At 68.7% G+C, this 25,009-nt stretch carries 18 protein-coding genes; 3 read left to right on the plus strand and 15 right to left on the minus strand.

The features are described from left to right. Nucleotides 1–105 precede the first annotated feature (105 nt). Both JYG32_RS35005 and JYG32_RS35010 read left to right on the plus strand, forming a co-directional pair. Complete coding sequence (locus tag JYG32_RS35005) at nucleotides 106–1,992, plus strand: amidohydrolase (RefSeq protein ID WP_213268163.1); 1,887 nt, start codon at nucleotides 106–108, stop codon at nucleotides 1,990–1,992. 98 nt (nucleotides 1,993–2,090) lie between these two features. Beyond that, a complete protein-coding gene (locus JYG32_RS35010; RefSeq protein ID WP_213268164.1) occupies nucleotides 2,091–2,762 on the plus strand; it encodes a phosphohydrolase in 672 nt (223 codons plus the stop codon). Between the two features lie 87 nt (nucleotides 2,763–2,849). Here the strand turns inward: JYG32_RS35010 and JYG32_RS35015 are convergent, their stop codons facing one another. The 14 genes from JYG32_RS35015 to JYG32_RS35080 form a co-directional block, all read right to left on the minus strand. Continuing rightward, nucleotides 2,850–3,962, minus strand: a complete 1,113-nt coding sequence (locus tag JYG32_RS35015) for an alkene reductase (RefSeq protein ID WP_213268165.1) — start codon at nucleotides 3,960–3,962, stop codon at nucleotides 2,850–2,852. 153 nt (nucleotides 3,963–4,115) lie between these two features. Next, nucleotides 4,116–5,333: an MFS transporter gene (locus tag JYG32_RS35020; RefSeq protein WP_174379199.1), complete on the minus strand. Its 1,218-nt coding sequence runs from the start codon at nucleotides 5,331–5,333 to the stop codon at nucleotides 4,116–4,118. A 184-nt stretch (nucleotides 5,334–5,517) separates the two neighbouring features. Then, nucleotides 5,518–5,820, minus strand: coding sequence for a hypothetical protein (locus JYG32_RS35025; RefSeq protein WP_213268166.1), 303 nt, complete (start codon nucleotides 5,818–5,820; stop codon nucleotides 5,518–5,520). A gap of 164 nt (nucleotides 5,821–5,984) precedes the next feature. After that, complete coding sequence (locus JYG32_RS35030) at nucleotides 5,985–6,902, minus strand: LysR family transcriptional regulator (RefSeq protein WP_174379197.1); 918 nt, start codon at nucleotides 6,900–6,902, stop codon at nucleotides 5,985–5,987. Nucleotides 6,903–6,978: 76 nt separating this feature from the next. Beyond that, nucleotides 6,979–9,240, minus strand: coding sequence for a xanthine dehydrogenase family protein molybdopterin-binding subunit (locus tag JYG32_RS35035; protein WP_213268167.1), 2,262 nt, complete (start codon nucleotides 9,238–9,240; stop codon nucleotides 6,979–6,981). Next, nucleotides 9,240–9,740, minus strand: a complete 501-nt coding sequence (locus JYG32_RS35040; RefSeq protein WP_174379195.1) for a (2Fe-2S)-binding protein — start codon at nucleotides 9,738–9,740, stop codon at nucleotides 9,240–9,242. Before JYG32_RS35040 ends, JYG32_RS35035 begins: the two co-directional genes overlap by 1 nt. Then, a complete protein-coding gene (locus tag JYG32_RS35045; protein WP_213268168.1) occupies nucleotides 9,737–11,017 on the minus strand; it encodes a c-type cytochrome in 1,281 nt (426 codons plus the stop codon). Before JYG32_RS35045 ends, JYG32_RS35040 begins: the two co-directional genes overlap by 4 nt. 415 nt (nucleotides 11,018–11,432) lie before the next feature. Beyond that, a complete protein-coding gene (locus tag JYG32_RS35050; protein WP_213268169.1) occupies nucleotides 11,433–12,557 on the minus strand; it encodes an FAD binding domain-containing protein in 1,125 nt (374 codons plus the stop codon). A gap of 170 nt (nucleotides 12,558–12,727) precedes the next feature. After that, nucleotides 12,728–13,861: an amidohydrolase family protein gene (locus JYG32_RS35055; protein ID WP_213268170.1), complete on the minus strand. Its 1,134-nt coding sequence runs from the start codon at nucleotides 13,859–13,861 to the stop codon at nucleotides 12,728–12,730. Nucleotides 13,862–13,901: 40 nt separating this feature from the next. Then, complete coding sequence (locus tag JYG32_RS35060; RefSeq protein WP_213268171.1) at nucleotides 13,902–15,554, minus strand: cation acetate symporter; 1,653 nt, start codon at nucleotides 15,552–15,554, stop codon at nucleotides 13,902–13,904. After that, nucleotides 15,551–15,910, minus strand: a complete 360-nt coding sequence (locus JYG32_RS35065) for a DUF485 domain-containing protein (protein WP_213268172.1) — start codon at nucleotides 15,908–15,910, stop codon at nucleotides 15,551–15,553. Before JYG32_RS35065 ends, JYG32_RS35060 begins: the two co-directional genes overlap by 4 nt. A gap of 76 nt (nucleotides 15,911–15,986) precedes the next feature. Further along, nucleotides 15,987–17,213: an FAD binding domain-containing protein gene (locus tag JYG32_RS35070; RefSeq protein ID WP_213268173.1), complete on the minus strand. Its 1,227-nt coding sequence runs from the start codon at nucleotides 17,211–17,213 to the stop codon at nucleotides 15,987–15,989. A 1-nt stretch (nucleotide 17,214) separates the two neighbouring features. Next, a complete protein-coding gene (locus JYG32_RS35075; protein WP_213268174.1) occupies nucleotides 17,215–17,694 on the minus strand; it encodes a VOC family protein in 480 nt (159 codons plus the stop codon). A gap of 133 nt (nucleotides 17,695–17,827) precedes the next feature. Continuing rightward, nucleotides 17,828–18,100, minus strand: a complete 273-nt coding sequence (locus JYG32_RS35080; RefSeq protein ID WP_047904224.1) for a ubiquitin carboxyl-terminal hydrolase 14 — start codon at nucleotides 18,098–18,100, stop codon at nucleotides 17,828–17,830. A 218-nt stretch (nucleotides 18,101–18,318) separates the two neighbouring features. Between JYG32_RS35080 and JYG32_RS35085 the strand changes: the two genes are divergently transcribed. Then, entirely contained in the window at nucleotides 18,319–19,590 is a 1,272-nt protein-coding gene (locus JYG32_RS35085) for an NAD(P)/FAD-dependent oxidoreductase (RefSeq protein ID WP_213268175.1), read from the plus strand. 43 nt (nucleotides 19,591–19,633) lie between these two features. Here the strand turns inward: JYG32_RS35085 and JYG32_RS35090 are convergent, their stop codons facing one another. Then, nucleotides 19,634–24,757, minus strand: coding sequence for a trifunctional serine/threonine-protein kinase/ATP-binding protein/sensor histidine kinase (locus tag JYG32_RS35090; RefSeq protein WP_213268176.1), 5,124 nt, complete (start codon nucleotides 24,755–24,757; stop codon nucleotides 19,634–19,636). Nucleotides 24,758–25,009: the final 252 nt, after the last annotated feature.

Raw genomic sequence — 25,009 nt, forward strand, 5'->3', positions numbered from 1 at the left:
GGCCCGATCGTTCAACGTTCAAGGGGGAGTGGATGGTCCGTGTATCGTCAAACCGGAGGCAGGCGGCGTGCGGCCGCATGCCGGCTTGCGGCGCGAGCGGGAGGCATGACGGTGCTTAAGGCGACGGAATCCGCCGAGGCGGCGGACCTCATCGTATGCAACGGCAAGATCGCGACGCAGGACGACCGGCAGTCGTTCGTGACCGCGCTCGCGGTAAAGGACGGCCGGATCCTCGCGGCCGGCAGCGGGCACGAGGTGATGCGCCATGCGCGCGCCGACACGCCGCGCATCGACCTGAACGGCCGCACCGCGATCCCGGGGCTGAACGACTCGCACCTGCACATGATCCGCGGCGGCCTGAATTTCAACCTGGAACTACGCTGGGACGGTGTGCCGACGCTGGCCGATGCGCTCGGCATGCTGCGTCGCCAGGTGCTGCGCACGCCTGCGCAGCAGTGGGTGCGCGTCGTCGGCGGCTGGACCGAATTCCAGTTCGCGGAAAAGCGCGGGCCGACGGTGGCCGAACTCAACGCGATCGCGCCCGACACGCCGGTCTTCATCATGCACCTGGGCGATAGCGCGCTCCTGAACGCGGCCGCGCTGCGCGCGATCGGCTATGGTCGCGACACGTCCGATCCGCCCGGCGGCGAGATCCAGCGCGATCGCCTCGGCAGGCCGACCGGCATGCTGATCGCGCGTCCGGACATGTCCATCCTGCATGCGGCGCTCGAAAAGGCTCCAAAGCTCGGCCACGACGACCAGATGAATTCGATGCGGCACTTCATGCGCGAACTGAACCGCCTCGGCGTGACGAGCGCGATCGACGCAGGCGGCGATTTCCAGGCCTATCCGGACGACTATGGCGCGGTCCTGGCGCTCGCGCAGCGCGGCGAGATGACGGTGCGCATCGCATACAGCCTGTTCGTGCAGCATGCCGGACGGGAACTCGACGACTACGCGCGCTGGGTGACGCTGGCGAAGCCCGGCGACGGCGACGCGTTCCTGCGGATGAACGGCGCCGGCGAACTGCTGGTGTATTCGGCAGCCGATTTCGGGAATTTTCTCGAACCGCGCCCCGATCTGCCCGCAGCGCTCGAGGCCGAACTGGCCGCGGTGGTGCGGCTGCTGGTGCGGCACCGCTGGCCGTTCCGGCTGCATGCCACTTACGACGAATCGATCGGCCGCTTCCTGAACGCGCTCGAAGCCGTGAACCGCGACATGCCGTTCGACGGGCTGCGCTGGTTCTTCGACCACTGCGAGACGATTTCGGATGCGAACATCGCGCGCATCGCCGCGCTCGGCGGCGGCGTGACGGTCCAGCACCGGATGGCGTACCAGGGCGAGTACTTCATTGCGCGCTACGGCGCGGAAGCGGCCACGCGCACGCCGCCGATCCGCGCGATGCTGGCGGCCGGGCTGCCGGTCGGCGCGGGCACCGATGCGACGCGCATCGCGAGCTACAACCCGTTCGTGTCGCTGTACTGGATGGTGTCCGGGCGCACGGTCGGCGGCACGGCGCTCTATCCCGAACGCAACCGGCTCAGCCGGATGGAAGCGCTGCGCCGCTACACGGTCGGCAGCGCCTGGTTCTCGAACGAGGACGACCGCAAGGGCGCGCTGGTGCCCGGCCAGTACGCGGATTTTGCGGTGTTGACGGACGATTACTTCACGATCGACGAAGCGCGGATCAAGTCGCTGTCGTCGGTGCTGACGATCGTCGACGGCAAGATCGTGCATGCGGACGACGAGTTCGCGCCGTTCGCGCCGCCGCCGCTGGCGGTCAGCCCCGCGTGGTCGCCGGTGGCTGAATTCGGCGGCGTCGGCCAGCGTCGTCCGGCCGCGTCGACGCAGCCGCGCGCGGCGGCCGACGCTGGCCCGGATGCCGGTTCCGCGCGCGGTCGCGGCCGTCGTTTCGCGCAGCGCCTTCATGCGGCCGCGACAGAGGCCGTCGAGCAGTGCGAAGCATCGGGTTACCCCGGTTTCGCCTGTTAGGTCGAAGCTGTTTCAGCGGGCATGTCGGCACGCGTCGTGCCGCGCGGCGCGAAGCATGGACAATTTTCCGCCCCCGGCATGGGGCAGAAGGAGACGAGATGAGTTCTGCGCACACCTGCGCACCGGCCGATGACGAAGTCGCCGGCGTCCGCATTCCCCGGACGCCGATGGCGATCGAAGCCGCCGACGCGGCATGCGCGTCGCTGCCGCGGGTGATCACCGACCACGCATGCCGCGTGTTCGTCCTCGCGTCGCTAGCCGCGCGCCGTGCAGGCGAGACCTGCGATGCCGATGCGCTGTACGTGGCCGCGATGTACGCGAACATGGGATTGAGTACCGCGTACGGCCGCTCGACCGAGCGCTACGAGCTCGACAGCGCCGATGCCGCGCAGGCGTTCCTGCTGCGCCATCAGACGTCGCAGCCCATGCGCGACGACGTGTGGCGCGCGATCGCGCTGCATACGACGCCCGGCGTGGCCGCGCGCGTGTCGCCGCTCGCGCGTGCGTTGGCGTCCGCCGTATCGACCGACCTGATGGCAACCGATTTCGACGCGTATTCGGCCGACGAGCGGCGGGCGCTGCTCGCCGCGTACCCGCGCGGCGACGGGTTCAGCGACGCGTTCCTCGATGCGATCGCGCGCGGGGTCGCGCACCGGCCGGCGTCGACGTTCGGCACGTGGAGCGCCGACGTGCTCGAGCGCGCCGATCCGGATTTTCACCGGCCCAATTTCTGCGGACGCGTGCTGGGCGCGCGCTGGAAGGACGCCTGACGGCGTCCGTCCGGAAGAACCCGCCGGCTTCGGCGGCAGTCGGGGCAGCCCGCCGGTTGTCCCGTCGGGCTGCCGCCGGTGCTGCGTTCAGGCGTTCCGGCCCGCCGCGTCGTGACGCGCATAGTCGACGTATCCCGCGCGGTCGCCGCCATACCAGCCGACCGTCTTCGGCGCGGCAAGCGGCGCGTTCGCCGCGAGGCGTTCGACGAGATCGGGGTTGGCGATATACGCGCGCGCGAACGCGACGAGATCGGCGTCGCCCGCATCGATCAGCGCATTCGCGGCATCCGGCGCAATGCCGCCGTTGACGATCAGCGTGCCGCCGAACGTCTTGCGCGTGTTCTCGACGATGCGCGGCAGGTCGGGCTCGCCGCTCCAGCCGTTGGTGTCCGCCGCGTGCAGATAGGCGACGCCGGCTTCGTCGAGCATGCGGCCGACATACGCGTACGTCGCATCCGGATTCGCGTCGCGCACGTTGTTGTACTTCGCGTACGGCGAGATGCGCACGCCCACGCGGGCGAGCGGCATCACGCCGCCGACCGCGTCGACGATTTCCTCGAGGAAGCGCGCGCGGTTCGCGACCGAGCCGCCGTAAAGGTCGTCGCGGCGGTTCAGCGTCGACGACAGGAACTGGTGCGGCAGGTAGCCGTTGGCCGCATGGATCTCGACGCCGTCGAAGCCGGCCGCCATCGCGCGGATGGCCGCCTGGCGGAATTCGTCGACCGTGCCGGCGACTTCGTCCGTCGTCATCGCACGCGACGGCGTCGCGTGAATCTTCGTGTAATAGCCGTTCTGCAACTGTGCCCACACCTGCAACTGCTCGAGATCGTCGTTGACGCCGGACGGCGACAGCGGCGCGTCGCCGCCGAGCAGCGTCAGCGAGCTCACCCGGCCGCCGTGCCACAACTGCGCGAAGATGCGGCCGCCGTTCGCATGGACCGCGTCCGTGATCTGCTTCCAGCCGGCCGCCTGCCGGTCGGTGACGAGCCCCGGCGTCAGCTCGAATGACGCGGAGGCCGGGCTGACGTTGGTCGCTTCGGTCACGATCAGGCCGGCGGACGCGCGCTGCGCGTAGTACTCGGCCATGAGTTCGGTCGGCTGGCCGCGCGACGGCGCGCGCGAACGCGTCATCGGCCCCATCACGACACGGTTGGGAAGCGGCAGGCCGCGCAGATCGTAGTGGCTGAGCAGGGAAGACATGATGGATTCCTTTGGCGTGGAGCAGGGCGGCGCCGCGTATCGTCCGGCGAGCCCTGCGGAAAATTCGGGGATGACGTGGGTGACGTGCCGGCGGCGTTCCGGCGCGCGAACGGCCCGGGCGGGATTCGCGCGTGAACCGGTGCCGGCGCCGGTTCAGGCCCGTGCGTGGCGTTCGGCGTGCGGACGCCCGATCACGAGGTAGTGTGCGAGTGCAACGATCGGGAACGCGCCGGCGACCGCGGCGACGAGCGGCCAGCCGCCATGCTCGTACAGCGGGCTGGCGAGCGCAGAGCCGACGGCGCCGCCGACGAAGATGCTCGTCATGTACAGCGCGTTCAGGCGGTTGCGGCTCGCCGCATGCAGCGCGTAGATCTCGCGCTGGCCGAGCACCATGTTCATCTGCACCGCGAAATCGAGCACGATGCCCGTGACGACGAGGCCGTACAGGCCGGCGCCGTGGATCAGCGCGACCGCATACGACAGGGTGCCGGCGACCAGCGCGATCAGCGTCGCCCGCACGGTATGTCCGGCATCCGCGAGGCGGCCCGCGACCGGTGCCGACGTTGCGCCGATCGCGCCGACGAGCGCGAACAGGCCGATGGCCGATTGCGACAGGCCGTAGTGACGCGTCAGCTCGACCGGCACGGCGGTCCAGAACAGGCTGAACGACGCGAACATCAGGCCCTGGTAGAACGCGCGATGGCGCAGCACCGGCATCGTGCGGACCAGATGCAGCAGCGAGCCGATCAGTTCGAAGTAGGTCGCGCGATGATCGGGCTGGCGCGACGGGATCGTCAGCGCGAGCACGGCCGTCACGAGCGTCATCAGCACGGCGGCGGCCGCGAACACGAAGCGCCAGCCGAACGCGTCGGCCACCACGCTCGACAGCGGGCGCGCGAGCAGGATGCCGAGCAGCAGCCCGCTCATGATCGTGCCGACCACCCGGCCGCGCGAATGATCCGGCGCGAGGTGCGCGGCGAGCGGCACCAGGATCTGCACGGCGACCGAGCTGAAGCCGACCAGCAGCGAGATCGCGAGGAACAGCCCGGGCGTCTGGACGACCGCGGCCGCCGCGAGGCTCGCGATCGACACGACGGCCGTGACGATCATCAGCTTGCGGTTCTCGAGCAGGTCGCCGAGCGGGACGATGAAGAACAGGCCGAGCGCGTAGCCGATCTGCGTCAGCGACACGATGAGGCTCGCGGTTTCGCCGGACATGTGCAGGCTGGGCGCGATGAGTTCGGTGATCGGTTGCGCGTAGTACAGGTTGGCGACGATCGCGCCGCAACTGAACGCGAACAGCAGGATGAGGCCCTGCGTGAGCTTGGCCGCGTGCCCGTGGGCCGCAACCGGGGTGGATTCTGCTGACATGGTCGACTCCTTGGAAAGAGATGTCGGGTGCCCGTTCATCGGGCGGGCGTTGCGGTGATCGTTGCGGCGAAACGGAAGCCGCCGCATTGCCGTCAAGATTATTGATCGATCGATAACAAGGGAATACGTCCGGGGCGCAATCGAGCATTGCGCGTCATGCAAAGGGGGCGGACCGTGTGCGGGTTCATGCGCGGGCGCCGAGGCCGGGATCGGTCGCGAACCGCACGCCGGCGTCGGCGAGGACGGCCGACGCGACACCGCGTGTGGCCGCCCACGACGCGGTTCGCGACGCGACGTCGTGCGCGCCGGACGGCAATGCCTGCGCGAGGGTGGCCGCGTCGGCGAGGGCCTTCGACATGCCGGATGCAGAATGGGGCCGCAGCGTGCAGGCCGCGTAGCCGACGAGCGCGATGCGGCCGTAGGCGAACGCGGGGCTGAGGACATCGAAGACGGCCTGGACGGACGGCGCGGCGATCGCGATCTTCATGATGCGCCTCTCGAAACGGGCCTCCGGCGCGGATGTCGCGGATCGCGAAGCCCCATGAGGCCAGTCTGGATCGAGCTGACTGAATAGTCCTAAACCGCGTCTTAATTCACTTGATTTATGCGGTGCGCGCGATCGGCTTCAACGGCGGGTTTCGACCGCGGGCGTCAACCGCGCTTGCCCTGCAGCGTCGGAATCTGCGCGAACAGCCCCGCGAGCCAGTCGACGAAGATCTTGAGCTTGACGGGTGTATGCCGATTGGGCGGATACAGGATCGAGATCGGCCGGGGCGGCGTATTGAAATCGGTCAGCACCTCGCGCAGGCGCCCCGATTGCAGATACGGCTCGACCAGGTACAGCGAGGTCTTGATCAGGCCGATCCCCGCGACGCCGCACGCGATGTAGGTGTCGGCGTCGTTGACCGCGACCGTACCGCACATCTGGATGATGCGCGTTTCGCCGTCGACGACATAGTCCCAGGGGCGCGGGCGGCCCGTATCGGCCGAGATGTGGCTGACCGCGATGTGCTGCGCGAGATCGTCCACCGTGTCGGGTGCGCCGCACCGTTCGAGATACGCGGGGGCCGCGCACGTGCAGGTGGTCAGGCTGCCGATCCGTTTCGCGACCAGCCCGGAATCGTCGAGCGCGCCGATCCGCACGACGCAATCGACGCCCTCGCCGACAAGATCGATCTGGCGATCGGTCACGCCGAGCTCGACCATGATGCCCGGATGGGCGGCGAGAAATTCGGGCAGGGCGGGCACCATGATCTGCTTGGCCATGGCCGGCGGCAGGTTCACTTTCAGACGGCCGCGCGGCACATTGCGCGCCTGCGAGACGGCCGCTTCCATGTCGTCGATTTCGCGCAGCACGCCGACGCAGCGTTCGTAATAGGCCTGTCCGTCCTCGGTCAGCGAGATCCGGCGGGTGGTCCGGTTCAGCAGCCGGCAGCCGAGATGCTGTTCGAGCGTGCTCAGCAGCGCGGACACGCGCGGCGTCGTGAGTCCGGTCGTGTCCGACGCGCGCGTGAAGCTGCCCGTCTCGACGATGCGCGTAAACACGCGCATCGAAAGCAAGGTATCCATCGTTCAGAAATCTCCAGCCTGTGTGTTGCCCGCGCCGGTTCGTGCCGGCGCGATTTGTTGTGGTCGTGTGATGCCGCTACGCGTCGATGCGTTTCCTGAGCCCTTCACCGGCAAACGGCATTTCGCGCAGGCGCTGGCCGGTCGCGTCGAAGATCGCGTTGGCGAGCGCGCCCGCGGTCGGCCCCATCGACGCCTCGGCCGCACCGAGGAACGGTGCGCCCGGACGATTGATCAGATGCACCTTGATGCTTTGCGGTGCGGCGCCGAAGCGGAGAATCGGATAGCTGCTCCAGTCGAAGCTGCGCACGCGTTGCGTATCGTATTTCAGTGCCTCGTACAGCGTCCAGCTCGCGGACTGGATGATGCCGCCCTCGATCTGGTTGCGAATGCCGTCGGGCGATACGACCTGGCCGGCGTCGACGGCCGCTTCCGCACGTTCGAGCGTCACTTGGCCGGTTTCCGGAACGACCGACACCTCGACCGCGATCGCGACGTAGGCCATCAGGTTCTTGTATTTGCCGAATGCGAAGCCGACGCCGCGGTTGCGTTCGCGCGGCGGCCGGGGCCAGCCGAATTTCGCCGCGGCGAGCTTGATCACCTGGCTCGCGCGGTGATCCTGCATGTGACGCAGCCTGAATTCGACGGGATCGACGCCGGCGGCGTGCGCCAGTTCGTCCATGAAGCTTTCGATGGCCCAGACGTTCGTGTGCGCGCCGAGCGAGCGCATCGCCGACGTCTGCAGCGGCATGGTCGGCGAGAAGTTGTTGACGATGTGCATGTTCGGCAGTGCGTACAGCGGGATCGCGTTGCGATCGCCGCCGCCCTCGGGCTGCAGCATCGGCGTCGACGGCGCGGAGACGAACGGCGGCTCGAGCATCCGCGCGGGCAGCAGCCGGCCGGCATTGACGATGCGCTCGTTGTGCGAGCTGCTCCACAGCGCGTACTGCCAGTCGACGATGCGGCCGCTCGCGTCGAGCGACGCGCTGAGCTCGGTGACCATCGCCGGCGTGAAGTGGTCCCATGTATGTTCCTGTTCGCGCATCCACTGGACGCGGATCGGCTTGCCGGGCATCGCGGCCGCGATCAGCGCCGCATGCGCGGCCGCGTCGTCCGCGCCGTTGTGCCCGTAGCAGCCGGAACCCTCGGTGTGTATGCAACGGACGCTCGCCTTCGGCATCGACAGCATCTCGGCGAGCGCGTCGCGCAGCGGGTACACGCCCTGCGAGTGGGTCCACACGGTCAGCGTGCCATTCTCGAGATGCGCGACCGAGCAGGACGGTCCGATCGAGCCGTGCAGCAGGTAGTTCTTCAGGAACGTGGCGCTCAGCGTCTTCGCGGCCGGCGCGGTTTGCGCATGCGTGTTGGCGATCTCGATGCGCTGCGTCGCGATCCGCTTCAGGTCCTGATGAACCGTCGCGCGATCAGGCAGCGCCCGGCCGGGCGACCAGCGGCAGCCGGCGGACAGTGCGCGCTGCGCGACGACCGCCTGCCATTCGCCCTGCGCGACGACCGCGAGCAGGCTGCCGTTTCGCACGATCCGCACGACACCGGGCATCTTCAGGATCGCGGCTTCGTCGAACGACAGCAGTTTCGCGTCGTACACCGGCGGCATCACGACGCGCGCATGCAGCATCCCGGGCAGTTCCATGTCCTGCACGTAGCTGACGCCGCCCGTGACCTTGTTCGGGATGTCGACGCGCGGCAGCGACGTGCCGATCACGGCGAACGTGGCCGGACTCTTCAACGGCGACGTCGGCGTCGCGTTCCGATGCAGGTCGACGGTCCGGACCGCGTCGCCGTAGCGCATCGTGCGGCCGTCCGGCGCCTTGATGACCGCGTCGGCAACGGTGAGCAGGCGCGGATCGACGCCGAACTGCTTCGCCGCGCCGTCGACCAGCAGCCCGCGCACCTGCGCGGCGGCGTTCAGCAACGCGGAGCCGCTGTCCGCCATCGTGTGGCTGCCGGCCGTCAATCCCTCGTCCGGCGACGCGCCGGTGTCGGCGGTCAGGAACGTGATCAGCGACGGCTTCATGTTCAGCTCTTCGGCCGCCACCTGCAGCAACGCGGTGCGCACGCCGGTGCCGAGCTCGACCTTGCCCGTGAACACGGTGACCTTGCCCTCGGGCGTGATCTTGATCCACGCGTCCAGCAGCGGGTTGGTTTTCAGGCTGCCGGCCAGCGTTTCGGTGGCCTTCGCCACGTGGACGGCGGCGCCTTCGTCCGCGATCACGACCTCCGCGGCGGCGCGCGCGGCCGGCGCGAGGCTGAACGCGACGAAGAGCGCGCCGGAAACCATGAAGTGCCGGCGGCCTTCGTCGATGTCGTCGGGTGGGTTCATCAGAGCCCCTTGCTGATCATGACGGGAGCGGCTGCCGGTTCCGGGTCCGGCAAGCCCGTGACCTGGCGCACGGCCGCCAGGATCCGCATGTGGGTGCCGCAACGGCACAGATTCGGTTCCATGTGCGTGCGCAGCTCGCGTTCGGTGGGTTTCGGGTTGCGTTCGAGCAGCGCCTGCGCGCGCATGATCATGCCCGCGATGCAATAACCGCACTGCGCCGCCTGATGATCGATGAACGCTTGCTGAAGCTTGCCCGGATGCTCGGCCGTGCCGAGGCTCTCGATGGTCCTGACGCGGCGCTCGCCGATCGCGGCGACCGGAATCAGGCACGAGAACATCGGCTTGTCGTCGACGATCACGGTGCACGCGCCGCATTGTCCGAGGCCGCAGCCGAACTTCGCGCCGTGCAGGTGCAGGTCGTTGCGCAGCGCGTAAAGGAGCGGCGTGGACGGATCGATGTCGAGCGTGTGCCGCACGCCATTCACGGTGAGGGTGATCATCGCGCGTCGTCCTCCTTTCTGAGCTTCGCGGCCAGGGTGTCGATGCCGCCCCACGCGGGGCGATCGGAGTACGTTTCGCGGAGGTATGCGGCGAGGTCCGCGATCTGCGCGTCGTCGTACTGGTCGAGGTAGGACGGCATGTAGTTCAGCGTGTCCTCGCCATGCCAGCCGATCCCGTTGAACATCATCTGGATCGCGTTGCGCGGCGTGTCGGCGGCGACCGCCGTGCTGAACGCGAGCGTCGGCCGCTCGCCGATCGACTGCATCGGCGAGGCAGGCCCGTGGCACTGCGCGCACGACGCCTGGAACAGCACGGCACCGCGTTGGCCGGCAGGCGTCGTCGCTTTGCGTTCGGCGACGATCGTCGCGGGCCGTGCGCCGGCCGGCTTCTGGATCGACAGGATGTAGGCCGCGATGGCCTCGGCATCCTCGACCGGCACGGTCGCGAGATCGCGTGTGACGGGCAGCATCGGCCCGGCGGCCGCGCCGTGCTCGCTCGCGCGGCCGGTGCGCAGGTACGTGACCAGTTGCGCTTGCGTCCACGGGTGGACCGCGTTGCCGAGCGTATTGAGCGGCGGGGCTTCCCAGCCGTCGACGATGCCGCCGTCGAACGCCTTGCCCGTCTCTTCGCCGCCGATCGCATTCAGCGGCGAATGGCAGGACGCGCAGTGTCCGAGGCCGTCGACGAGCGCCTTGCCGCGATTCCATTGCGCGGATTGCGACGGGTCCGGCCGGTAGGCGCCCTCGCGCAGGAACAGCACGTTCCAGAATGCGACCAGCGGCCGGAAGTTGAGCGGGAAGATCAGGTCGTTTGCCGGCGTCTTCGTTTGGACCGGTTCGCGGGTCATCAGGTACGCGTACGCGGCCGCGATGTCGTCGTCGGACATCCGCGTGAAGTGAATGTACGGAAAGGCCGGGTAGAGCGGATGGCCGTCGCGGGCGATGCCGCTGCGCAGCGCGCGCGCGAAGGCGTCGCGCGACCAGCGGCCGATGCCGGTGTCGGCGTCCGGCGTGATGTTGGTCGCGTAGATCGTGCCGAACGGCGTCGCGAGCGGCAACCCGCCGGCGAACGGCTTGCCGTCCTTCGCGGTGTGGCAGACGATGCAATCGCCGAGCGCGACCACGCGCGCGCCAGCCTGAATCAGTTTCGGATCGAACGACGCGCGTGCAGGCGGATCGATCGGCGCGATCGACGGCCGAACCATGATGCCGATCGCGACCGCCAGGCCGACGATCGCGATGGCTGCCGCGCCGAACCAGAGTCGCTTGTGCTTCATGCGCGCTCCACGCGAACCGGTTCGTCGGGCGTCGTTCGACAGGCGGGGCAATAGACCGCGCGTCGGCCGCGTGTGTCCGCGTGACGATCGCACGCGTCACCACGAATCCGGTTGCCGCGACAGGCGGGCCAGCGTGTGTGGCCTGACTTGCGCGTGCTCGCGACGTACATTCCGGTCTGCGCCTCCGTATGGCGGCGCTGTATCGCCGATCGATTCGGCCATGACAAGCCTGCCCGGCGGCAGCGATTCGCGGCGGAGATCATGTCGTTGCTCCAGGGGTAGGGGCCGCGCGCGGGCAGCGTTCAGCGCGGCGCTTGATGGAGGCAGTCTACGCGGGCGCCGACGCTAATTCCTGAAGCTGCGCTGAAACGTTCTGAACGCGCACACGACCCGTCCCGACGGCTGCGGTCATGGGTCAGCGCGGCGTGCCGAGGCCGAACGACGCGGCAAGTTGCGGACCCTTGTCGAGCAGCGAGGTCACTTCCTCCCGCCGCCGGGCCGACCATTGCGCCAGGCGCCCGACGACATCGGTCGCGTCCGCCGGCAGCGCTTCGGCAAGCGACACGGCATCGCTCGCCGCCTTCGACGTGCCCGATGCCGTATGCGGGCGCACGGTGCAGGCCGCGTCGCCGATCAGCGCGACGCGGCCATCGACGAAAGCGGGGCTCAGCGCATCGAAAATCGCCTGATTGAACGGCATGCGCGTCGTGCGAACCAGTTGCGACAGGGCGGCCGGCAAGCGTTCGTCGGCAAGCTGCCGCAGCGTGGCGGCGGCGTCGTCGGAAAGCTGCCCCGGATGCACGGACGCGTGATGGACGTGGCCGTTACGATCGGTCAGGTGACGGCGCAGCGCGTCCTGATCGGCTTCGTTGCGATACCACAGCCAGTTGAAGCGGCGCATGCCCGGCGCGAGCGAGCCGTCGAGCGCGGGAATCAGGAACGCCATGAACAGCTCGCCAGGCGCCTTGTGCAGCGTCATGTTCTCGACCAGCGATGCGATCGCGGCAGTGTCGAAATCGGCTTCGTCGACGATGCCGCGCCATGCGAGGTAACCGGCAAACGACGGCGTATAGCCGGGGAAGAGGTGCGCGCGCAGGTTCGAGCCGGACCCGTCGGCTGCGATCAGCACATCCGCGCGGATCCGTTCGTCGTCCACGTGGACGTCGACACCGTCCGCGTCCTGGTCGAAACCGGTGACCGTGCGGCCGTAATGGATGCGTCCGCGCGGCAGCGTCTCGCACAGCGAGCGGTAGACGGCGTCCCATGACGAGAACGGCAGCATTTCGGGTTCGTCCCGCGTGACGAGGCCGTCGCGATCGATCCAGCGCCGCCGATGCGTCGGCACGCTGATCATCTGGCGGCAGTGACGGCCATGCTGTTCGAGAAACGACATCATCCGGCGCAACACGGCCACGCCGCCGCCCTGTCCGCGCAGCGGAGACGGCGAGCGCTCGCAGACCGTGACGTCGTGTCCGATGCAATCGAGCGTCAGCGCGGCCGCGAGGCCGGCGATCGATCCGCCTGCAATGACTATCTTCATCGTGCGTGACTCCCGTGTTCGACCGGCGGCGTGCGTTGCCGGCCGTCGTGATGCGTGGCGGCGCACGCCGGTCCTTACCGGTTCGCCGGATGATGCCACGTCCGGCAACGGCCTGCGCCGACGGTGCAGGCGCGGGTCGAAAGCCGCCACATGCCTGCTGGTCCGCTCCGCTAGATCCCGAGCAGCTTGCCCGCATTGCCGCCGAGAATCATCGAACGCTGTTGCGCCGTCAGGTCGAGGCGGTCGAGAAAGCGGACCGGCTGCTCGTAGCCCATGTCGAAACAGTAGTCGCTGCCGAGTACGAGCCGGTCGACCCCGACGTTCTCCATCAGGAAGTTCAGCACGGGCCCCGAATGGGACACCGTGTCGTAGTTGAAGCGCCGCAGATAACTGCTGGGTTTTTGCGCGAGCCGGCGTGTTTCGGGCCGCACGGTCCAGCCCGCGTCCAGGCGCCCGACGAGGATCGGCAGTGCGCCGCCCGCATGCGGCAACGTGACCTGCAGGGTCGGGTAGCGGTCGAGCACGCCGCCCAGGATCAGGTGCGAGCCCGCGATCGCCGTATCGAACGGATTGCCGAGCAGGTTGCTCAGGTAGAAATCGCCGAGCCGCGCGCCGCCGACCGTTTGCTGCGGATGCAGGAACACGGGCAGGCCCAGTTGCTCGATGCGTGCGATCACCGGCGCGAACAGCGGATCGTCGAGATCGCGGTTGTCGATGTTGGTGCCCATGTACACGCCGCGCACGCCCGGCAACTGCGCCGCGCGCTCGAGTTCGTCGATCGCATCGGTCGCGTTCAGCATCGGCAGCGTCGCGAGGACGACGAAGCGCGTCGGGTGCCGCTGGTAGACGCGCGACGCGGCTGAATTCCAGTCGCGCGCGAGCTTCGCGTTGAACGGCCGGTCGCCCCAGTACGCCATCGGCACGCTGAGCGACAGCGCCTGGACGTCGACGCCGGACGCGACCATGTCCTTGAGCCGCGCATCGACGTCGATGAACTTCATCGGCAGCGGCCCGAGGCCGCCGGCGGGCGTCCGGAACGTGAACGATGCTGCGTCGCACGCGAACGAACCGCCGAAGCGCTTGCCTTCGCCGCCGACCAGATCGCAGAAGCTTTCAGGGTAGTAGTGCGCGTGGATGTCGATCGAGCGGGGCCGGTGCGGCGGCACGGCGGCCGATGCGGCCGGTGCGCTCGCGGTGTCGGTCGCCGATGCGGGGCGTCCGGCCATGGTCGTGCCGGCGAGCGCGGCAAACGCGCCGAGCAGGCGGCGTCGTGCCGGCGACATGCAGCAGGTGCAATTCAACATGGTGTCTCTCATGAAGTATCGATGATTCTGGTCGCGCGGCTCAGCCGCGTGGCGTCATGCCCATTTCGCAGGCGACGAGCTGCGTATCGAACTGCTCGCGCTCCCGTTGCGCACGGGCCGAGCGATCGGTGACGGAGAACAGGACGACGCCGGCGAACGCCGCCGCCATCGAGAACAGTGCCGGATATTCGTACGGATAGACCGCGTGCGCATGACCGAGCACCTGCACCCAGACGGTCGGGCTCAGCACGGTGAGCGTCACGGCGGTGGCAAGCCCGAGCAGGCCGCCCAGTACCGCGCCGCGCGTCGTCAGGCCACGCCAGTAGATCGAGAGCAGCAGCACGGGAAAGTTCGAGCTTGCCGCGATCGAAAACGTGAGGCTGACGATGAACGCGATGTTCTGCTTCTCGAACGCGATGCCGAGCAGGATCGCAAGCACACCGAGCACCAGGGTCGTCCCGCGCGCCACGCGCATTTCCTCTTGATCGGAAGCGCGCCCGCGACGCAGCACGTTCGCATAGAGGTCGTGCGAGATCGCCGACGAACCCGCGAGCGTCAGTCCGGCAACCACGGCCAGGATGGTCGAGAACGCGACCGCGCAGATGAAGCCGAGGTACACGTTGCCGCCGACCGCATGCGCGAGGTGGATCGCCACCATGTTCGCGCCGCCGGCGATGGCGCCGGATGCGTCGTGGTATTGCGGGTCCGACGCGACGAGCGCGATGGTGCCGAAGCCGATGATGATGATCAGCACGTAGCCGGCGCCGACGATGCCGGTCGCATAGAGGATGCTCTTGCGGGCCGCCTTGACATCGCCGACCGTGAAGAAGCGCATCAGGATGTGCGGCAGGCCCGCGGTGCCGAAGATCAGCGCGAGGCCGAGCGACACGGCCGAGACCGGATCGGATACCAGGCCGCCGGGGCGCATGATCGCCGCGTGTTTCGGATGGACGAGAATCGCGTGCGCGAACAGCGCATCGAGGCTGAATCCGAAACGGCTCAGCACCATGATCGCCATGAAGGCCGCACCGGCGAGCAACAGCACGGCCTTGACGATCTGGATCCAGGTCGTCGCCAGCATCCCGCCGAAGAACACGTAGACGACCATCAGCACGCCGACGAACAGCACCGCGACCGTGTAGTTCAGGCCGAACAGCAGTTCGACCAGCTTGCCCGCGCCGACCATCTGCGACACGAGATACAGCAGCACGATGACGATCGAGCTCGAGGCCGCGAACGCGCGGATCGGCCGTTGCCGGAGGCGATAGGACACGACGTCGGCGAGCGTGTACTTGCCGAGGTTGCGCAGCGGCTCGGCGATCAGGAACAGGATGATCGGCCAGCTCGCGAGAAAGCCGACCGAATAGATCAGGCCGTCGTAGCCGCTGGTGAACACCAGCGCGGAAATGCCGAGCAGCGACGCCGCCGACATGTAGTCGCCGGCGATCGCCCAGCCGTTCTGGAACGCGGTGATCTTGCCGCCCGCGGCGTAGTGGTCTGCCACGCTGTGGTTCTTGCGCGCGGCCCAGCGCGTGATGACGAGCGTCGACGCGACGAACAGCAGGAACATGCCGATCGCGACCGGATTGTGCCCGTGCGCGAGGGCCGCGGGGCCGGTCGCGAATGCCGGTGCCGAGCCGACGGCGGCGACGGCGGCGACGGCGGCGATCGATGCGAGGAGCAGGCGTTTCATCGATCGCCTCCGTGACGAATGGACGCGACGATCGTGTCGTGCACCGAATTGGCCTGATACACGTAAAGCGCGACCAGCGCGAACGTGACGACAAACATGCCGAACCCGACCGGGATGCCCCACGGGGTCGGCCGGCCCTGCACGATCGGCTGTCCGAGCAGCGTCGGCGAAAACGCCAGCGTGAGGATGAACGCGAAATAGAGGGTGAGCATGACGAGCGTCAGGGACCAGGCGAGGCGCCTTCTGCGCTTGACGAGATCGCGAAAGCGGGCATCGCGCAGCAGCGGATGCGTGGCCTGCGCCGGCGCGTCCAGGTCGGGCGCGGTGCGGGCGGCGGCCGGAATCGGGTGGTTCACGGTGTCTCCTTCGGGTTTGGGGTATCCGGGCCGGGCAGCGGGCGCCGCGCGTCTCGCGCGCCGCGCCCGCCCGTGCTCAGAAATGCGGCGGTACGGCGGTTTCCCGCATCACGACTTCCGGCGTCCGATAGCGCTCGGCCATTGCGCGCTCGGTGTCGTTTTTCAGTTGCGCCTGCATGTACGCGCCGAGATGGCGCGCGTGCTGCACGATCGCGGCACCGAATGCCGTGCGCGTTTCGCTGTATTCGCACAATGCGTCGAGCGTGTCGGTGCGCGTCGCCAGCGCCGTGACGAGCGCGAGCGCATCGCCGGCGGCTTTCGTGACGCCCATCCCGCAATGCGGCCGCGCGACGAACGCGGCGTCGCCGAGCAGCGCGATCCGGCCGAACGCCATGTTCGGTACTTCGAGGTCGTAGATCGGCTGGAACAGCGGTTGCGTCGCGCGCGCCACGACCTCGGCGAACTGCGGCGCAAGCAGCGCGTGGGCCGCGTCTTCCAGCTCGGCGAGGACGTCGCGCCGGATCAGCGTCGGTGGAATGCCGCCCGCCCACAGCTTGCCGGTCTCGTCGGTCAGCAGGTTCGGCAGGTCGGACTCTTCGCGGGTCGCGCGATACCAGACGAAGTTGTAGCGGCGCTCGCCGGGTTTCGTGCGGTTGCCCTGGCCGGCGACCGGATAACCGAGGATCTGCTCGTGCGGCGGCAGGCCGAACGCGAATTTCCCGAACAGCGTCGTGTGGGTCGCGCCCGACAGGCCGGCTTCGTCGACCAGCCCGCGCCACGCGACGTAGCCTGCATATTGAAGCTGCGCGTCCGGCAGGAACCGTTCGCGGATCGCCGAGCGGAATCCGTCGGCCGCGATCACCAAGTCGGCGTGCACGACCGAGCCGTCGGACAGCGTGACCGATGCGCGCTCCGGCCCGTCCGCGACATCGGTGACGACGGCGCCCGAGTGGTAATGCTGGTCGGGCAGAGCCGCGCGCAGCACGTGGTACATCTTGCTCCACGCGGTAAGTGTCTGCGGCAGCCTGCGTTCCGACTCCACGGTGCCGTCCCTGGCCAGCGTGATGCGCGATTCGACCTTCACGCCGATCGATTCGTCGATGCGCACGCCCGCGGCGAGCATCACGTCGAACAGTTCCGGGTGCGTGACGATGCCGGCGCCGCGGCCCGAGAGCGCCTCGGGCACGCGTTCGAACACGTCCACGTCCCAGCCGTTGCGCAGCAGGAGATTCGCGGCGAACAGTCCGCCCAGCGAGCCGCCGACGATGGCGGCCTTGCGGTTCGGCGAAGTGCTGTCGTTCATGTCAGTCTCCGTGGGCGTCGCCGGCCGATGCGGCGGCGGGAAGTTCCAGGCCGGCGACCTCGGCGGCAGGGAAGTTGAGTTCGATCGTCACGCCGGACGGATCCTCGATGAAGACCTGATGCAGCCCGAGGCTCGGCACCGTGCGGTCGCGCCACGCGATGCCTTCCGCGCGCAGCGTGTGCCACATGGCTTCGACGCCGGTCGCGAGGAACGCGATGTGGTCGACGGTTCCGGTGCCCGTTGCGGGCAGGTCCTTGTCGCCGAGATAGGCCGCGAGCCCGTCCGGGTTGGCCGGATCGACACCGATGATGTGAACCGTTCCGTAATCGGCTTCGTCGCCGCCCTTGTAGAGCCACGCGCCGGGAAAGTCGAACGGCGGGCGATAGCCGCGCTTGAAGCCGAGCACACGTTCGTAGAACCGGCACGATTGCTCGAGATCGAGCGTGCGGATCGAGTAGTGTGCGAGTCTGGAGACTGGCATGGGAGACTCCTTGTTTATCGATAGATAAGTTATCGTTCGATAAACTATAGTCGAAAAAACGGCGGGAAAAAGCCGCGATCGAACCGTGTTAACCCGCAGTCGGAAAAGGTGCCGGATGCCGGCGCATGGCGCGTTACGACGCGATCTCGCCGGCCATGACGTCGTCCGCATAGCACCACACCCAGCGCTCGCCGGGCTCGATCGAACGCGCGAGCGGGTGGCGGGTTTCGTGAAAATGCCGGCTGGCGTGGCGATTCGGCGACGAGTCGCAACAGCCGACGTGCCCGCAGGTCAGGCACAGGCGCAAGTGCACCCACCGGCTGCCGGACTTCACGCATTCCTCGCAGTAGTCCTTGTCGGTGGTCAGGATGCGCGCTTCAGCGAGATGGGTGCAGGTCGTGGCCATCGTCCGCTCCGATACCGGCGCCGGAGATCGCTCGCAGCGCGGCCGGCGCGAAGCTGCGAGCGGGGTTGGATACGGTTCATTGTGGACGGTCGTGTCGCGAGCGGACCTTAATTCTTATTAAGCAGGTCGGCCCGGACGGCAGGGAGGACGTACAGTCACGAGTGCGGCCGGCGCGAGATCCGGCCGGGATCCGACATGGCGGTCATCGGGAGGTGCTCATGACTCAGTCGCAGCATGTCAAGGTAATCGGCTTGCCGAACAGCAAGGAGGCCTACGCAATTCGCGACTTCCTGAAGCGCGGCGTGGTCGAGTACGAATGGTGCGAGTTGACGTCCGACAGCGATTGCGCGCGCGAGCTGGGCATCGCGCCGCTGCGCGATATCCGGTTGCCGGTCGTCATCTTTCCGGACGGTTCGCGCATCTACCAGCCGACGCTGCCGGAGATTGCCGCCAAGCTCGGCTGGGTCGCCCGGCCGCGCTTCATCGAGTACGACGTATCGATTTACGGCGCCGGTCCGGCTGGGCTGTCGGCGGCCGTCTACGCGGCGTCGGAAGGGCTGCGGGCCGTCGTGATCGAACGCGATGCGATCGGCGGGCAGGCGGGAACGAGTTCGCTGATCGAGAATTACATGGGGTTCCCGGAGGGCATTCCGGGCGCCGAGCTGGCCGAGCGCGCGCGCCAGCAGGCGGTCAAGTTCGGCGTCGAGCTGCTGATGATGCGCGAGGGCGTGCACGCGACGTTCGTCGACGGAAAGATTCGCGTCGACCTGGCCGACGGCTCGATCCTGACCGCGCGCTCGAACATCTGCGCGACCGGGATCGAATACCGCAGCCTCGGCCTGCCCGACGAACCGAAGTTTCTCAACGCCGGCCTGTTCTACGGCGCGGGGTCGAGCGAAGCGCCGATGTGCGAAGGCAAGCACGTGTTCATCGTCGGCGGCGGCAATTCGGCGGGGCAGGCAGCGATGAACTTCGCACGGCACGCGCGCGAGGTCACGATGATCGTCAGGGGCGCGTCGCTGGCGGCGACGCTGTCGCGCTACCTGATCGACCGGATCGAGCGCATGCCCAACGTGACGGTCCGCTACGGCTCGACCGTCGACGCGCTGCACGGCGACGGCCGGCTCGAAGCGATCGTGCTGCGTTCGGAAGACGGCGCGCGCGAAGTGCTGCCGGCCACGCACCTGTTCGTCTGCATCGGCGGTGCGCCGAACACCGAATGGGCCCGCGATACGAACATCATTCGCAATCCGGGCGGCTATCTGGTGACGGGCAGCGACCTGTACGACTGCCCGGCATTCGAGCGCGTATGGCCGCTCGAGCGCCGGCCGTACTATCTGGAAACGAGCGTGCCCGGTTCGTTCGCGGCGGGGGACGTCCGGTCGGGTTCGGTCAAGCGGGTGGCGTCGGCGGTCGGCGAAGGGGCGATGGCCGTGACGTTCGTGCACCGGTTCCTGGGCGAAGACGCGCATCGGCCGAGCGGCGCCTGAACCGCGGCCACACGCGGGTTGCGCCGCATGCTCGCCTCTTGCGTCAGCCGGTCGTCGACACCGGCAGCCGGAACGTCAGGACGGTCCCGCCCGCTTCGCGCGGCGCCGCCTCCAGCGTGCCGCCATGCGCTTCGACGATCGAGCGGCAGATCGCCAGGCCCATCCCCATGCCGTGCGGTTTCGTCGTGAAGAACGGATCGAAGATCCGGTTCGCGATGTCAGCATCGATGCCGGCGCCGCGGTCGGCAATGGAGACGACCGCGTAGCCGTCGCCGACCTGCGACGCGATCTCGAGTTCGCGCGACGTGGCCAGTCCGTCCATCGCATCGAGCGCGTTGGTGACCAGGTTCAGGATCACCTGCTGGACCTGGGTGCGATCCGCCATCACGTGGATGCCGTGGCAACGCAGATCGACGCGCAGCGCGACGTGCTTCGCGTCGATTTCGGTCGCGGTGAGATGCAGCATGTCGCGAATCAGGTCGTCGATCGCGAGCGGCGCCAGCGCGGGCGGTGCCTGGCGTGCGAGCGATCGCAACGCACGGACGATGTCGGCTGCACGCACGCCGGACGCACGGATGTCTTCGAGGCTCGCGAGCGCTTCGCCGAGATCGGGTTGCGTGCCGCGCAACCAGCGCATGCAGGCGCCGACGCTCGACACGATGCTCGTCAGCGGCTGATTGATCTCGTGCGCGATCGACGCGGCCAGTTCTCCCATCACGGTCATGTGCGCGGTGCGCGCGAGCTCGGTCCGCGCATGCCGCAGCGCGGCCTCGGTCGCGAGCCGGCGCGCGTTCTCGTCGATCAGTTCCGCGTAGAGCCGGGCGGATTCGAGCGCATTGGCCGCTTGCGGCGCGAGCACTTCCAGCATCGCGATGCGCCGCGGCGAAAACACGCCGTTGGTCAATGCGTTCTCGAGATACAGCACGCCGATCAGCGCACCCTGCTTCAACAGCGGCAGGCAGAACAGCGAGCGCGTCGGGTGGGCGCGCAGGCTGTCGACGTGGTCGGGAACGCCTTCGCGCTGCGCGTTCGCGAGCACGACCGGCTTGCGGGTTCGGGCGACGGTGTTCAGGATCGACAGCGGGACATCCTGCTCGGTGGGTTCGCTGCGGGCAATATCGACGATCACGTCGCTGCCGACGGTCCGCGCGGCAGCCTCGATCGTCAGCCGGTCGTGGCGGGCGAGCAGCAGCAGGCCGTAGCCCGCGCCGGCATACACGATCATGTTGCGCATCAGCGTCTGGATCAGGCGCTCCAGCACGATTTCCTCGGACAGCGAGTGGGCCGCGCGCATCGCGAGCGAGAAATCGAGATCTTCGCGCGCGGGCATGGCCGGGCCGCCCGGCGACGGGTCCATCACGAGGAACGGATGCTGCGCTTCCATCGCCTGCGCCTTGCCGGTCGCGCCCCAGCGCCGGTAGCACGCATGGGCGAGCCGCAGTTGGTGGCGCGCGGGGCCGGCGAGCCCGAGCGACGTGGCGTGATGCGCGGCCAGTTCGTGCGCGAGCGCCTGTTCGTGCACGAATCCGCGTTCCGCCGCGAGGCTGGCCGAGGCTTCGTACTGCTGCATCGCGACGACATGTTCGCCGCGTACGCGCGCGAATTCGGCATCGATCAGCGCGAGCTTGTTGCAGAACGTCGCCGGATTGCGTTCGCTCCACGCGGCGAAGCGGGCGCGTGGCGGCGCATATCGTTCGAGCAGCCGCTCGGGCGGCGTGGCGCCGCGGTCGCTCGCGATGCCGGCCAGCACGCGGAACAGGTGGAAGTCGGACAGCATGATGTGCGCGGGCGTCGACCACGCGCTCGATGCGGCTGCATCGAGCGACGCACGCGCCGCGTCCGCGTCGCCGAAGATGAAGGCCGCCTGGCCGGCGAGCACGTCGGTCCAGAACTGCAGGACCGACATCGGCGTCTTCGTCGACGTACGGGCGCGCCAGGTGCCGACCGGCCGGTGGTAGCCGAGCTGCAGCGCGTCGACGAATTCCGACTGGGTGGAAACGAGGTCGACGATGTCGTCGTAACGCGCGCCGCGCGCGATCTGCAGCAGCGGATCGATCTCGTCGCGGATGGCCGGCAGCGCTTCGCCCATCGAGATCAGGTTGCTGACGATATGGTTGCAGCTGTAGCACATCCAGCGCAGCTCGGCGCTCGCATTGCCCGCCGCTTTCGCCTCGCGCGCGCGGTCGAGCGCGTACGACAGCGGCTGGGTCCAGACGCTCACCTGGTCGAGCGCGATCAGCGTCGCGGAGCGGTAGCGCTCGAAGCCGTGGCGATCGACCAGCGCGAGCGCGACCTTCGCGAATTCGAAGCCGTCTTCATACGCGTCGTGATGCTCGGCAATGCTGACGCCGTACCACGCGAGCCCCTGTACCGACGCGGCGGTGATGCCGTGGTGCAGGGTCAGCCGGACCATCGTCGCGAAATGCAGCAACATCAGCCCGCCGCTCGGATAGAACATCGCGGCTTCGAGTGCGGTCAGCAGCGCCATCGTCGCTTCGACGCGCGTGTCGGTCATGACGGGCAGGTCGACGAGTTCGCGGATGGCGCGGCCGGCGAGCGCATCGCGCACGGCGTCGCAGGCCGCCGCGAGATCGGCCTCGACCGGCTCAGCCGGCAGTTCCACGCCGAGCAGCGCGAGCCCGGCCAGCGCGACGTCGACGGCCTGCCGGTAGCGCGACTCCACCGTGAGCTGCGCGGCCTTCAGCCGGTGCGCCTCGGCGCGATCGGCCGGCGTGCGCGTGCGCGCCATGAGTTCGTCGATCGCGTCGGATGCCTGCGCGGTTGCGCCGGTCGCGAGCAGCAGGCCGCTGCGCAGCATGTCGATCCGGCTCGCGAGACCGTAGTGCTGCGACCATGCGTGCGGGCCGAGCAGCGCTTGCGCGGACGCGAGAAACGACAACGCGCGATCGCGCGCGGCGGCCGTGGCCGCCGCCTCCGCGGCCGCGACCAGGGCATCCGCGAACGCGAGCGCGAGCGCGCCGTCGAGCGGCGCGGTTTTCGCCTGCTCGATCTGGGCGGCCAGTTCCAGCAGCGATTCGGTCGACTGCGCGTCCGCGCGCACGAGCATCGCGGCGGCGATCCGGGCGTGGCACTGCGCGCGCTCCGCTCGCCCGGCGAGCGCGTAGACGGCCTCGAGGATGCGGTCGTGAGCGCAGCGCCAGCGGTTGCCGGACAGCGACACGAGGCCCGCCTGGCGAGCGGGATCCAGCCAGAAGCGGAGTTCGGCCCGCGTTTTGCCGGCCGCGGCGCACAACAGCGCGTCGTCCGCATCGGTGCCGATACAGGCCAGCAGCGACAGCAGCGTTCTCGATTCGTGCGGCAGCCGCTGCATCCGGATCGCGAGCAGGCTCACGACATTCTCGGTCAGGTGGCGTGCGTCGATGTCGGCCGAATGCCACTGCCACGTTTGCCGCACCGCGTCGTAGTCGAGGAGCCGCTCGTCGATCAGCGTGCGCAGCAGTTGCTGGATATAGAACGGATTGCCGCCCGTCCTGCGGTGAACGATGTCGCCGAGCCCGGACAGCCGGGCCGGCGGCTCCCCGAGCATGCCGGCCAGCATGCGCGTGACGTCGGGTGCGTCGAGCGGCGCCAGCGTCAGCGCCGACAGGCGCGTGGCGTCGAGCTGCTGCAGGAAGCGGCGGAACGCCGTCGGATGGTCGTGCTGCGGCCCGCTTCGATAACCGGCCACGATGCAGAAACTGGCCGGCGGATCGACCGCGACCGACGCGAGAAACGCGAGCGTCGCGTCGTCGGCCCACTGGATGTCGTCCAGCGCCATGACGAGCGGTTCGGCCGGCGTCGCGAACGCACGGAAGGCATTCACGACGATCTGGCATAGATGAAATTCCGGAATCGCATCGGTACGGTCGAACGCGACGGGCTCGATATCGAGCAGCCACGCAATTTCCGGGAAGATGCCGGACAACAGGTTGGCCTGACGGCCCACGCAGTCGCGCAGCCGCGCGGCGATCGCCGCGATTTCGTCGTCGCGCCTGGCCAGCGCGCTGCCGAACAGCGCGCGCAACGCCTGCAGCACGGGCGCGTAGGGCCGCGCGGGCTGGAACTGATCGACCTTCGCCGACGTGCACCACGCCGTGCTCGACGCCGCTCGCGCATGGCGCATGAAGGCCTCCGCCAGCGCGGTCTTGCCGACGCCGGCCGGCCCGTCGATCAGGACGATGGCCGTCTCGCCGGTTCGCGAGACGGCCGCCAGCACCGCCTCGAGCCGGCGGGATTCGGCTTCACGGCCGACCAGCAGGTCGGGCGCGTGCAGACCGGCGAGCGGATCGCTGCCGCCGAGCGCGAACGGCTCGACGCGGCCTGCCGCGAGCCAGTCGCGCAGGATGCGTTCGAGATCGTGCTGCACCGTCTCGCAGGACGGGTAGCGATCGGCGGGCTCCTTGGCGATCAGTTTCAGGATCAGGTCGTTCAGGACGGCAGGCAGGTCGTCGCGAAAGGTCGTGGCCGGCGCAGGCTGCATCGCGACATGCGCGTGGACCCATTCGGACGTCGACGTGGCCTTGTAAGGCATCGCGCCCGTCAGCAGGCGGAACAGCGTGATGCCGAACGCGTACAGGTCGGAGCGCTCGTCGACGCATGCGCCTTCGGATACTTCGGGCGCCGCGTAGGCAGCGAAATCCGTGCGCGTCGTATGCGCTGCGGCTGGTTCCGTCCGACGGTCCCGCGCATGGGCGAGCGAGCGAAGCATGACCGTGCCGTCCGGTGCGACGACGAAACTGGCCGGCTGCAGGTCGTCATGCAGCCAGCCGCGCCGATGAAGCGCCCCGAGCGTGCGCACCGCCTGGATCGCCGCGTCGAGCAAGACGTCGAGCGGCAGCCGCTCGTCCGCCAGCGTGTCGAACGCACGCACGTCCACGCGAGGATAGACGAGCACCGGGCCGTCCGCGGCGCGGATCAGCGCAACCGGCATGAGCGCCCACGCGGGTTCCAGCACGGCGTTCAATGCGTATTCGTGCTCGAATTGCCGGCAGCGCTGGTCGGATTCCCACCCGGTCTGGCACGCGGACCACACGCGCCCCGTCGCGGCGTCGGTCAGGTCGAACCACAGCACGTCGCCCGAGCGGACCGCATTCGACAGGCGGGCGCGCGCCAGCCAGTCGGCATCCATTCGCTTCGTGTCGTTCGGGTCGCGCAAGGGTTGGTTCACGGTCGGGGCAGGCTGGGTGGAGCAGGGCGAAACCGGCTCGTCAAACGGAATCGGCCGGGCTGGATGGCGCACGTCTGGGCGGCGGCCCGTGCATTGTCCGCCAGCCTGAGGAAATTTTCAGTACCCCCCCGCACACGCCGTTCCCGACGACCGGGCAGGCCGGTACCCGACTAAACCTATGGATAATGGTCGGCGAGCGTGCCGCGCCATACCATGGGTTCAAGCCTTCCGACCCGCATCGATGCGGTCGGG

The organism is Burkholderia pyrrocinia (assembly GCF_018417535.1).
GTDB classification, from domain to species: domain Bacteria; phylum Pseudomonadota; class Gammaproteobacteria; order Burkholderiales; family Burkholderiaceae; genus Burkholderia; species Burkholderia pyrrocinia_E.